We start from the raw sequence: 12574 nt of genomic DNA, 5'->3' as shown, positions 1-12574 counted from the left end.
CAGTTCGTGCAAGCGGTCCCACACGCCTGCAGCCTGCCAATCGCGTAGCCGTCGCCAACACGTCACGCCCGAGCCGCATCCCATCTCGGCGGGCAGGTCGCGCCAGCGAAGTCCGGTCTTGAGAACGAACAAGATACCGGTCAGCGCGGCGCGATTCGAAACAGGCAGGCGGCCCGGATTCTTCTCGCGCCGCGGCTTGGCTGGCGGCAGTAACGGCTCGATCAGTGTCCACAATTCATCGTCGATGATCGGCTTGCCCATCTCCTCGGCCTCGGTTGTTCCGATGCCTGAGGTTAACAGCTCGCCGCACAAGTTAACAGCCCCAAACAGCCTTTTTGAAACCGTCTCTTACTTTTTCCTCGACTAACCGACTCGCGACAGCAAAGCAACCGGTCTCGGGCCAGCGATACGATCGGCGCACGAAGATCGATCCCACAAGCCACACGATGACGGCACGGCTGAATGTCTGCGCCTCACTGCGGAGCTAGTGGCGCGTCGAAATTAGTCGGCTTAATCGACGCATCGCAGGTGATGCGGTCCTGTCCGGACGGCGTGCGAAGGCCATCCGGCATTAACTTTTTCTTAGATGCCCACGCACCGTCCGATTCAAAGATTGATGGCTGAGGGTTACCGGGATCGACAGAAGGGTGAAGCAGGTATTGGCGAACGCTCAAATCGTATTCCGGTCGATCCATTCTGTATTGATATTTCTTGGCGACAAACAACTTGTCGATTGTTACTGCCACCGTATAGTCTTTCGAGTCCTCGAATGCATTGAAACTGTGATCTATGTAAATCTTCGTGGCGAAAGTTTTCCCACCATCTGTCGAGTACCAAAATGGCACCGCGCAACCCTTTTCACCATTGCCACAAATCAGTCCATCCGGATACGCCAGCGGTAAAACAATATTCGCCCCAGTCGGGTCGGCGTTAATAATACGTCCCTGGAAGTTTTCAAACAGGCCTCGCCCTAAATACTTTCGAATTCCAGCGCGGGGGTCGTTGTAGTACGATTCCCCGTGTTGACAGTCCCGGTAATGTTCCAGCGTTACAAAGCGGTGGTCGTCAATTCGGTAGATGACTTGGGGTGGCGAGTCATACGGCAATTCCTTGAGCGCTGAGCTCATGAAATCTCCAAGCCCGAAAGTCGGTCGCCGCGAAGTCTGTACGGTGCATCCTTGCAGTAGGGCGAACAGCGTGATTGCACAAATCGTGTGTCTCATCACGTTCCTCCTTTCCATTGCTGTTGCCGAAGTTGTTCTGCTTCGGCCTTGCTTTGTTCCTCGGAGACCGTGGCCCAATCGATACAGGGTGGCTTGGTAACGGATTGGGAGACGCCAAGCTCAAAGTAACTGTCGTAGCCTTGCATCCAGTCGGCCAATTTCATCAGGCGGGTCCAGAACGCCGCCCTCTCGTATGCATCACAAAAGCCGACTGGGAGATCGTAGGCCACCACCCGACGCATGAACGCTTGGTGCTGCGGCAACGTGCTGTGGTTGGTCGGCTCAGCGCGATAGGTGTCAAGTCGTTGCAGCATTTCGTCTTGGGTCTCAGGTCGAATCGTGCGCCTAGAGCTGTAAATGTCCTCGGTAGTAACGGTGCGCTCCGGCTGATAAATCGACCGCATATAACGGTAGTCGGGATCAGCATAGCTCCCTGTATTCGGATCATTCTGATCGGGAACCCACTTACCCATTTCGTCGGCTCCTTTACGTGAGTCTTCGAACTGACGCATCTCGTCCGCCGTGACCGGATGCGGTACCTCTTCAGCATTGATCGTCACGGTTTTGTCGGGATGCGGTACTGTCCACAGCTTCACGAGAGGTGTGAAAATATCCCTGTTTCCATTCCAGAAATCGGTCGGCTTCGCACCGGGCACGAGCTTGTTTTCGAGAATTGGCGGCAAAGTACCGAACTTCTTCACGCCCGGCGCGTCGCCCACCGGAGTACCCCGCGCCAGCATGCGCTGCTTGACGGTATCGCCTAGCTCGGCGAGCAGTTTGTCGTCCACGCCCTGCCAGCCGATACTTTGCAGCGGCACCGCACCCATCACGCGATCATGCGGCGTGAAGTACACGTACAGTCGACCGTGATTGTCGCGCTCGTGGACACCGGAGTTGCGCTGGTTGTCAGGGCGCCAAAAATCTATGTCCTCGGAGGCACCGCACTGCAACTGCTGCAATTGCGCCTCGGTGAAAATGCGCCTGTCCTCCTTGAGCCGATTTGCGATATTCCGGAAGGTATTGACGCGTGCCTCGGGAGTAGGGCGCGCCACACCGCAGGCCAGCGCGCCCGTGATCTTGTCATCGAGTGCGTACGGCGAGTTCATCACAAACAGGGCATCAGGCGCGCGCGTCTTGCACAAGGCGGTCGCTGCCATCGCGATCATGGTGCCCTGGCTGTGCGACATCACAGTCACGGTATCGCGTGGACACTCGGAACGAATCTTGTCGATCAGGTCCGCCAATCGTTGTGCCGCGTGTGCATAGTAGTCGCGTGGCGGCGCATCCTGGAGTTGCCGATCGGCCTCGGTATTGAGCTTCTCCATATCGAACCCGAGCACATGACGTTTGAATCCTTCCCGGCTCCACAATTGCGACAGGTTATTGGTACCGTTCTGGAAAGGACCGCCTCCCCAATACCATGGACCTTTCTCGTTTGTGCACTCCGGCGTCCCCCATGCAGATAAATCGAAACCGCGCGGACTGCGCATCGGAATGCGCCAGTTGCGCTCCTCTCCGTCCTTCGCACGGTAGCCCCAGTAGAAGCGGATCACGGGCGAGTTACCTTCATCCCCCTTCTTGATATACCTAGGTACGGGACGGTCACCGTCTACCGTGCTGTAGGTATTCGCCTTCAGATCGCTCCGTTTCAGCCGTTCGTTAAGCCCTTGGCACAACGCCTGTTCCGCCGCGTCATACCACTCCCCCGTGGAATTAACGCCATGCACAAAGATGATGACGCCTGGCATGTGCGGCGGAATGCGGCATTCTGCGCGCACCTGAAAACTGCTCGGAGTGTGATATGACTCCCAATACGGTTGCCCTAGATGATCGCGCTGCATCGGCACGATGCGCGTTGCGGTGTCGTGCCGATAGGGTCTCGGCGTACCAGCATCGTCGTCCGTGTCGTCCGGCTGGTTGGAGTGATCCGTCATGAATCAGCCCTCCTTATTGTTCTGAAGCAGCAACTTGAGCCCCCGTGCAACATCCTGCCGGCTCAACGAGGTCTCCCCCTTGTCGTTGGTTATGCCCTCGATAATCTGTCCGCCGGCGAGCTGAATCTTGTACGGTCGGTTTGCAACCGGCCGGCCGGTGATGTCGTCGCTGAGAATGAACCGCTCGTCGTTCGCGATATCGATCTGGTTGAACTTCGGCAACGGCAGCGACAGCGCACCCGGTCCTTCCTTCTGGATTTCGATGATTTTGAGGATCAGGCAGCCGGCCCCGCCAATCTCGACGTTATCGCCCTGCACCTTGATGTAGGCCGTACCGCCGCCGCCGAGCACAACCCCGTTCGCGGCATTGACGGTCGTGGTGCCGTCGGCACTGGTGATCCGCATGTCCTTCTGCGCCACCAGCTCCATCGCGTCGGACTGCGCCTGGATCCGAACCTTGCCGCGCGCGGCGTAGAGCTTGATGCCGAACTTGTGCGCAAACAGCGACAGCACCTCGCCCGCCGCGATCGCGACGTTCCGGAGCGCATTCACGTTGAACCGCGACGACGTGCCGACACTCACGTCCTTGCCTGCCGACACCATCACCCGATCCGGCGTCGCCAGGCCAATGCCGTTCGGCGCGGACAGTGCGATCACGGCCGCTTTCAAGCTCGCCAGTTCGTCTTTCAGCCACACGTTTTCCGCCTTCAGGTCCGCGATCTCCGCCTGCGCCACCGCTGCGGCATCGGTCAACCCCTGGGCCTGCGCCTGTGTCAGCGCAAACTGGTTCGTCGCCGGCCGCATGTCGGTCGTCTGCCCGGTCGCCTTCTCCTGCCTGTCCGACGACACCAGCAGACCGCCACCCGCGCGCACATGCCCCCGATCGTCGGTGCGCAGTTCGAAACCCTCGCCGCGCAGTTGCTGGTCGCGGTCCACCGTATAGCCGAGATTGAGCTGCGACTTGCCATGCTCGGTCGCGACCTTGATGTGTTCGCGACCCTGCCAGTCGTCCATCTCCAACGTGTTGTTCGAGCGCGTACGGATCGTATTGCGCGTGCCCCAAGGCACACCCGCGACGATCGGATCCGTGTGCTGAGCGGTATGCAGCACGTGGCTGATGAACGGCAAATCCACGCAGCCCCACAGAAAGCTCACGCCGACCACCGTGCCCTCGACGAGCCCGAAGTGAAAGCCGGTCTGGTTCGGCCCCGCGAACGGCTTCGCCAGCCTCATCGGGCAGCTCTGCAGGCCCGGTACTCGCGTGTCGCGATCCAGATGGAGATCGACGATGTATTCGCCCTCGCTGTCCAGATACGGGTCTTTCCAGCCGCCGGACGACGCGATCGTCCCGGTGATGACCCCGTCGATCCTGGGCCACGTCGCTTCCTTCAACGGCATTCGATACTGGCGATCGGATGGAATCGCGTCGAACTTGACGTGATAGGCCTTCTTCCGGCTCGCGCCGCACGTCACCCGCACCACGACCAGCCCGTGCTTCGCATCGGGCAATTCCCGGTTCGACAGTTTCAGCACCGAGCCGGGCGTGAGGTCCAGCATGTCGCACTCGCCGCGATACTCGACTTGCCCGGCCAGCGCAGCCTCGCGGCGCAACTGCGCCTCTTCCTTCGCCTCGTCCTCGCTCCGGCCCGGCGTTCCCCATGTATACGCTTCACCATACGTGCCGCGATCATCGCGGATCGGGCTGACCGCCTCGATCGGCGCCGATTCCACCGCCTCGGTGTTGAATGTGCGCACCGCATAGGCCGCGGGCATGGTCTTCGCGCACATTTCCAGTGCGCTGACCGACTCGATGCCCCCGGATTCCAGACCACCGTGCGGCCGGTATGCAACAGTCAGGCGCTCGGGATCGCGGCGGTAGTGCGCATAGTCGTCGCCGAAGCACACCCGCTCGCAGCGTTCCCCTTCCTCGCAGACGAACCAGATGCCCGAGCGGCGGCACAGTCGCGTGACGAACGCCAGATCGTCCTCGCCCCACTGCATCACGAAGCTGCGCTTTCGATAGGATCGGTACAGCTTGAATTCGAAACGCGCGAAAATCTTGTTGAACTCGTGTTCCCGCAGGATCTGCTCGATGATCTCGGGAATGCTCATGTCGAGGAAGAACCGGCACTTCGGCGCATTGCGCAACAGCGCCAGACGCGATTCCAGCACGATCTCGTACAGCGACTGATCGCGGTTGGTGGCCTTCAGCGCGAAGCCCGTCACCACGCCTTGCACACGCCGCGCCTCCTCCGGCCGGCTCCATTGGTCATGCGGCGGCGGCTGAATGACGAATGCACCCATCCGGTTCAGGAATTCACCGCGCGACAGGTCGTGACGGGGATGGGTGAACCGGATCGTGTACTTCGTCGGCTCGCCGATCCCGCGCTCGCCATCGAACTCGTAGATGTCCGCAAGCGCGGCAGCGGGCGCACCCTTGATATCCAGGCTATAGAACTGATGGATGTTGACGCCCGCGCGCGCAGTCGCGTCGGACATGGCCGTGTTCGCGGTCAATTAATTCTCCGAAAACGTTTGCGGAATAGTCCGCGCGACTTTAACTGGGTGAGGGACAAATCTGCTATAGGACGAATCTGAAATTGGCAACGACCGGGATTTAAAGCCGGATCCATTGACGAGTGCGGGTCGAGCGAAAACAAACTCCGTGTTTCCCGGATGCCGATTCTCTCGATTAGCACCATGTGGCCGGCACGTGGACTCTCTCCGCGCGGCATATCCGGTACGTCCGGAGACAACGGACGTGTATACCGAAAACTGCTGCAGGCCGAAATCCGATAGCGCGTTCCGCGTGCGGCGGAACAGCACCATCGAAACGCCCGGCATCGAAAGCATTTCCTGAAAATCCGGAATCCCGGCATATAACCGAACACGCAATACGGAAAGCTACCGTTCGGCACTCCGCGAAATACGCCTGAGGCTATCCAATCCAATTTCGGCGACGGCGCAGATCAGGTGTCGGCGATCGCCGCCACACATCATTGCGTATCGCACCAGACAGGATCGACCGTATAACGTCCCTTTCGCTCGCAAACCCGCCCCGAACAGCGCCGGCTTCATGCATGCAGACTCGAGCATTTGCTCTAATTCACGGCGGCGTTCTCGTAATCGAAAGCCGTCTGCAAGAGTGCGCGGCGCGCTGTTCCACACTTCGGGAAACGCCGGCAGTCAGTCGGCCCCTTTGTCGTGCATCCGCGATGCCGTCCCGGCCGCCTCGCCTCGTTTGATCACATAGTGCGACACCGCGTGCGGCGGTGGACGATCGCGAATCATGCGCATACGCGATCGTGCGCTCCGTCATCGCGCACGTTCCGGCGCAGCAACGAACGACTCGCGCGTATGAACGCCGTGCGTCGCGTTGCCATCGTGTCGCGAACCGGTTCCCTCGCCAATACGGAGCAGCTGTCGCGTGCGCCGCGCGATACACACCCGGTCGCACGCCGATGTCAGAACTGACAGCTATGGAAACTGGCAGCTACCTGAACGGCACCAACGCCCTACGCTCGTCACCGCTCGCGGCCCCACAAGGGCCGTGAGCTCCAGCAACGTCGTCTCTCCTAAAAAGGACTCCCGATGAAAAGGAACGCCCGGTTTGCCCTGCCCCTTCCGTCGCCCCGCCGCCTTGCATGCGCGTGGCCGCTCGTACTCGCCGCCGGCGCGGCGCACGCGACGACGGACTGGGTCGATACCCACACGAAGGCCTTTCTGACCGGCCCGCAGTTGATGGCGCGCAGCGCGGCGCCGTCGCTCGAACTCGCGGCCGGCGAGACGACGGACGTCGTCGTCAGCCTGAAGCTGCGCAACGCCGCGCAGCTCAAGCAACTGGCGCGCGACGTGAACCGGCCCGGCAGCGCGCATTACCGCCAGTACCTGACGCACGAGCAGTTCCTCGCCAGCTACGCGCCAACCGACGCGCAGGTGAAGTCGGTCGTCGACTATCTGCGCAAGAGCGGCTTCGTGAACATCGAGGTCGCGCCGAACCGGCTGCTGGTGTCCGCGCGCGGCACGGCCGGCACGGTGAAGACCGCGTTCAACACGTCGCTCGTGCACTTCGAATACGCGGGCCGCTCGGGCTTCGCGAATGCATCGACCGCACAGGTACCGAGCGCGCTCGGCGACGTCGTCGGCTCGGTGCTCGGGCTGCAGAACGTCGCGCGCGCACGGCCGATGCTGCGCATCGGCAACGTGGCGAAGCCGCAGGCACTCGCGGCCGGCACGGCGACCGGCCACTATCCGAAGGAATTCCCGGGCCTCTACAACGCGACCGGCGTGCCGACCGCGGCCGGCGTGACCGTCGGCATCATCACGATCGGCGGCGTGTCGCAGACGCTGCAGGACCTGAAGCAGTTCACGTCGAGCAACGGTTACGGCACGGTCTCGACGCAGACCGTCAAGACCAACGGCACGAGCGGCAGCTACAGCGACGACCAGGACGGCCAGGGCGAATGGGATCTCGACAGCCAGTCGATCGTCGGCTCGGCCGGCGGCCAGGTCGGCAAGCTCGTGTTCTACATGGCGGACCTCAACGCCGCCGGCAACACGGGGCTCACGCAGGCGTTCAACCGCGCAGTGTCGGACAACACCGCGAAAGTGATCAACGTGTCGCTCGGCTGGTGCGAAACCGACGCGAACGCGGACGGCACGCTCGACGCCGAAGAGCAGATCTTCACGACGGCCGCGGCGCAAGGCCAGACGTTCTCGGTGTCGTCGGGCGACGAAGGCGTGTACGAGTGCAACAACCGCGGCTATCCGGACGGCTCGAACTACACGGTGTCGTGGCCGGCTTCGTCGCCGCACGTGCTCGCGATCGGCGGCACGACGCTCTATACGACGTCGGCGGGCGCATTCTCGAACGAAACGGTGTGGAACGAAGGGCTCGACGGCAACGGCAAGCTGTGGGCGACGGGCGGCGGCGTCAGCACGATCCTGCCCGCGCCGTCGTGGCAGTCGGGCAGCAGCCGCCAGTTGCCGGACGTGTCGTTCGACGCCGCGCAAAGTACGGGCGCGTATATCTACAACTACGGCCAGTTGCAGCAGATCGGCGGCACAAGTCTCGCCGCGCCGATCTTCACGGGCTTCTGGGCGCGCCTGCTCGCGGCGAACGGCACGGGCCTCGGTTTCCCGGCCGGCAACCTGTATCGCGCGATTCCGTCGAACCGGTCGCTCGTGCGCTATGACGTCGTGTCGGGTAACAACGGCTATCAGGGGTATGGCTACACCGCCGGCACCGGCTGGGATCTGACGACCGGCTTCGGCAGCCTGAACATCGCGAACCTCAACCAGCTGATCAAGTCGGGCGGGTTCTGAGCGATATGTGAAGGCCGGCGCGCGGCAGTGATTTGCCGCGCGCCGGCTTTGTCGCCTTCAGGTCGCGCGGAATTCGCGCATCACCCTACTCCGTCGCACGCTCGTTCACAGGCTGCGGCGCGGCCGGCACACCGCTCCGATGCGACGGTGCAAACAGCCGCAATCCGCTCGCGACGCTCGCAGCACCTGCGAAACCCGCGCCTAGCATCAGCGCGAGCGTCGGCCCGTGACGCCCCGCGATCCCGAACGACAGCGCGACAAGCGCCGCGCCCGTTGCCTGCCCGATCAGCCGCGCGGTCGCGATGATCCCGCTCGCGCCACCGCTGCGCTCGGGCGGCGCGCTCGACATCAGCGCCTTCAGGTTCGGCGACTGGAAAAAGCCGAAGCCCGCGCCGCACAGCATCATCCGCCAGCCGATGTCGAATACGTTCGGCGCCGCCGGCAGTGCGGCGAGCGACACCATGCCCGCGCTCAGCAGCGCAAGCCCGATCGCGCCGAGCAGGCCGGGCGGGTATCGATCCGACAGGCGGCCCGCGATCGGCGCGGCGAGCGCAACGATCGCCGACCACGGCGTCATCAGGAACCCCGTCTCGACCGCGTCGCGATGCAGAACGGTTTCGAAGTAGAACGGCAGCGACACGAACGCGAGCCCCTGCGCGGCGAACGCGCACACGGCGGTCAGCGCGGACAGCGTGAACACGGGCCGGCGAAACAGGTCGACCGGCAGCATCGGCGCCGGGTGCCCTGCCTGGCGACGGATCAGCAGCCAGCCGAACACCAGTGCAACCGCCGCCGACGCGAGCACGATACGCAGCGGCCCGCGCTGCGCGAATTCGCCGAGCGCGAAGATCAGCGACGCGAACGTGATCACGTTGAACAGTGCGGCAACCGGATCGAACGCATGCTTGCCGCGCGCCGTCTGCGGCAACGACGGAATCGCCACTGCAAGCGCGAACACGCCGAGCGGCACGTTCACCGCGAACAGCCACGGCCATGCGGCGACCGACAGGATCAGCGACGCGATCGTCGGCCCCACCGCGAACGACACGCCGACGACGAGCGCGTTGAAGCCGACGCCGCGCCCGAGCCGGTGCGCGGGAAACAGGCCGCGGATCAGCGCGACGTTGACGCTCATGATCGCGCTCGCGCCGAAGCCCTGCACGATCCGCGCGGCCGTCAGCATCGGCAGCGTCGACGCGAGCGAACAACCGAGCGATGCGAGCGTGAACACCGCGAGCCCGGCGACATACACGCGCTTGTGGCCGACGATGTCGCCGAGCGACGCGAACGGCAGCAGCGTCGCGACCATCGCGAGCTGGTACGCATTGATGATCCATACGGACGCGGCCGGCGACGCATGCAGGTCGGCGGCGATCGCCGGCAGCGCGGTGTTCGCGATCGCGGTGTCGAGCGTCGCGAGCGCGACGGCCAGCAGCACGGCGGACATCGCGCGCCAGTTGACGGCCGGCTCCCGGGCGCCGGCGGAGGATGCGAATTCGGACAAGATGAGGCTCGGCTGACGGGCGACGCGCGGCGTCGCGGATTGAGCGGCGCGGCGGCGTGCGTTCCGGACGGCAAGACCGGCGCGCGCGCAGCCGCGATCCGTATTGTTGCAGAGCCGCATCGAACGTGCAGGCGGCCGCCTCGTCAGTCAGCGAAACGAAAGCTTGCGCGATGCCGTGCCTTGCTCGCGGCATCGTTGAGCACACAACGATCGACGAGCCGGCGAGCGCCGGCTGGCCTTCCGGGCGCGTGCCCGGCTTCGTCGTGTCGGCGCTGGCCGCCGGTGCGGCCGCGTCTGCCGGCGGCACCGCGCATCGGAATCGTACCGATGCGCCGATGCGCGGCATGCATGCGCCGCCGTCGCGCCAAATCGGATCAGGTCACCGCGCGCCGCGCATTGCGTCCGCGCAGCCATTCGAGCGCGAGCAGCAGGCTCGTCGAGAAGATGATCAGGATCGTCGCGAGCGCGGCGATCGTCGGGCTGATGTTCTCGCGGATACCCGTGAACATCTGGCGCGGCAGCGTCGTCTGGTCCGCGCCCGCGAGGAAGAGCGTGACGACCACTTCATCGAACGACGTCGCGAACGCGAACAGCGCGCCCGACATCACGCCCGGCGCGATCACCGGCAGCGTCACGCGGAAAAACGTCGACACCGGATTCGCGCCGAGCGACAGGCTCGCGCGCACGAGATTGTGGTTGAACCCCTGCAGCGTCGCGGCGACCGTCGTCACGACGAACGGCACGCCGAGCGCCGCGTGCGCGGCGATCAGCCCCGTATAGGTATTCGCGAGCCCGAGCGGCGCGAAGAACAGGTACATGCCGACCCCGACCACGACGACCGGCACGATCATCGGCGACAGCAGCACGGCCATCAGCAGCGCCTTGCCGCGGAAGTCGGCCTTCGTGAGACCGATCGCGGCGAGCGTGCCGAGCACGGTCGCGACGACGGTCGCCGACGGCGCGACGATGAAGCTGTTTTTCGCGGCCATCCGCCACTCGTCCGACGCGATCAGGTTCTCGTACCAGCGCATCGAGAAGCCCGGGATCGGATAGACGAGGAACGTGCTCGACGAAAACGACAGCGGCACGATCGCGAGCACCGGCAGGATCAGGTACAGCAGCGTCAGCACGACGAGCACGCGCAATGCGACGTACCACGCGCGCTCGACGAACGACATGTGCGGCGCGAACAGCGGCCTGGCGAGCAGTTTCATGGTCGAATCCCTTTCCGTTCCGTTGTTGCGCGCTTAGCCGAGGCTCACGTTCGAGCGGGTGAAGCGGCCGTAGATCGCGTACAGCACGAGCGTCGCCGCGAGCAGCAGCCCGCCAAGTGCGCACGCCATGCCCCAGTTGATCGTCACGTTCGTGAAGTACGCGACGTAGTAGCTGACCATCTGGTCGTTCGGCCCGCCGAGCAGCGCGGGCGTGATGTAGTAGCCGATCGCGAGGATGAACACGAGCAGCGCGCCCGCGCCGACACCCGGATAGGTCTGCGGCACGTACACGCGCCAGAATGCGGCGAACGGATGGCTGCCAAGCGATACGGCCGCGCGCTGGTAGGTCGGCGGGATCGACTTCATCACGCTGTACAGCGGCAGGATCATGAACGGCAGCAGGATGTGCGTCATCGAGATATACACGCCGACGCGGTTGAACAGCAGCGTCAGCGGATGCGAGATCAGCCCGCTGCCGATCAGCGCCGTGTTGATGAGCCCTTCGCTCTGCAGCAGCACGATCCACGCGGCGACGCGCACGAGCACCGACGTCCAGAACGGAATCAGCACGAGAATCATCACGAGGTTCGCACGCCGCTCCGACAGCGTCGAGATCCAGTATGCGAGCGGGTAGCCGAGCAGCAGCGCGAACAGCGTGACCGCGACGCCGATCACGAACGTGCGGCCGAAGATCGCGAGATAGATCGACTGGTCGGGATCGGCCTGCACGATGTGGCCGAAGCCGTCCTGTTTGTGGTCGAGCGCGGCGAGCAGGTAGAACGGCGAAACCGTGCTGCCGTTCTTCGCGATGGCCTGCCAGTACGCCGTGTCCCCCCAGCGCGAATCGAGTTCGACGAGTTTCGTGCGCGTCTGCGCAGGCGTGAGCGTCGATTCATTGTCGCCCTTCAGCGGCATCGCGCGCGCCGTCTTCGCGACGAGCGAGCGATAACCGGGAATCTCGGTGTTCAGGCGCCGCGCGAGCGCGCCCATCGCCTCGCTGTCGGCCACCTTCGTCATGTCGGCCGCGAGCGCGACATACGCGGCGTCGGCCGGCGGCGCCTTGCGGTCCCAGCCCGACAGCGCGGTGACCGTGTTCGGCAGCGCGGTCGCGATCTCGGGGTTCTGCACCGCGCGCGTGAGCAGCGTGCCGATCGGTACGACGAAGATCAGCAGCAGGAAAATCGCGAGCGGCGCGACCAGCAGCAGCGCCATCGTGCGCTTGCGGGCCTCGGCAGCCTTCAGCTCGCGCTTGAGCGCGGCGCCCGACGAGGAAGGCGCGATCGTCATCGTATTCAACAGGTCTCTCCGGCCGGGCACGCTCCGGCGGAATGCCGCGCGACGCGATCGACGCGCCGCGCGGCTGGTTGCATCAGG

General features: G+C 63.9%; 8 protein-coding genes. 1 reads left to right on the top strand and 7 read right to left on the bottom strand.

The window, feature by feature from the left end:
* From BT264_RS18370 to BT264_RS18355, 4 genes are all read right to left on the bottom strand, one after another.
* A partial coding sequence (locus tag BT264_RS18370) for a transposase (RefSeq protein WP_143156744.1) occupies nucleotides 1-261 on the bottom strand: 261 nt, incomplete at its 3' end.
* A gap of 212 nt (nucleotides 262-473) precedes the next feature.
* Nucleotides 474-1223 (bottom strand): T6SS immunity protein Tli3 family protein, encoded by a 750-nt coding sequence (locus BT264_RS18365; RefSeq protein WP_256260661.1) that lies wholly within the window; start codon nucleotides 1221-1223, stop codon nucleotides 474-476.
* Nucleotides 1223-3157, bottom strand: coding sequence for a T6SS effector phospholipase Tle3 domain-containing protein (locus tag BT264_RS18360; protein ID WP_083534085.1), 1935 nt, complete (start codon nucleotides 3155-3157; stop codon nucleotides 1223-1225). The genes BT264_RS18365 and BT264_RS18360 overlap by 1 nt, the downstream gene beginning before the upstream one ends.
* Before the next feature lie 3 nt (nucleotides 3158-3160).
* Nucleotides 3161-5656 (bottom strand): type VI secretion system Vgr family protein, encoded by a 2496-nt coding sequence (locus tag BT264_RS18355; protein WP_258365355.1) that lies wholly within the window; start codon nucleotides 5654-5656, stop codon nucleotides 3161-3163.
* A gap of 1092 nt (nucleotides 5657-6748) precedes the next feature.
* On the opposite strand from BT264_RS18355, the gene BT264_RS18345 reads away from it, so the two are divergent.
* On the top strand, nucleotides 6749-8482 hold the full coding sequence (locus BT264_RS18345; protein WP_072439481.1) for a S53 family peptidase: 1734 nt from the start codon (nucleotides 6749-6751) through the stop codon (nucleotides 8480-8482).
* Between the two features lie 85 nt (nucleotides 8483-8567).
* Here BT264_RS18345 and BT264_RS18340 read toward each other — a convergent pair whose 3' ends face one another.
* From BT264_RS18340 to BT264_RS18325, 3 genes are all read right to left on the bottom strand, one after another.
* Nucleotides 8568-9986, bottom strand: a complete 1419-nt coding sequence (locus BT264_RS18340) for an MFS transporter (RefSeq protein ID WP_072439521.1) — start codon at nucleotides 9984-9986, stop codon at nucleotides 8568-8570.
* A gap of 374 nt (nucleotides 9987-10360) precedes the next feature.
* Nucleotides 10361-11200 carry an ABC transporter permease gene (locus BT264_RS18330; RefSeq protein WP_034180026.1) on the bottom strand — a complete coding sequence of 280 codons (840 nt, stop codon included), beginning with the start codon at nucleotides 11198-11200 and terminating at the stop codon, nucleotides 10361-10363.
* Between the two features lie 33 nt (nucleotides 11201-11233).
* Nucleotides 11234-12487, bottom strand: a complete 1254-nt coding sequence (locus BT264_RS18325) for an ABC transporter permease (protein ID WP_072439519.1) — start codon at nucleotides 12485-12487, stop codon at nucleotides 11234-11236.
* Between the last annotated feature and the right edge of the window lie 87 nt (nucleotides 12488-12574).

It is taken from the genome of Burkholderia sp. NFPP32 (genome assembly GCF_900119325.1).
In the GTDB taxonomy this organism is placed as follows: Bacteria; Pseudomonadota; Gammaproteobacteria; order Burkholderiales; family Burkholderiaceae; genus Burkholderia; species Burkholderia pyrrocinia_C.
Note: the sequence above shows the minus strand (reverse complement) of the source record. Positions and strands in the feature narration are given on the sequence as shown.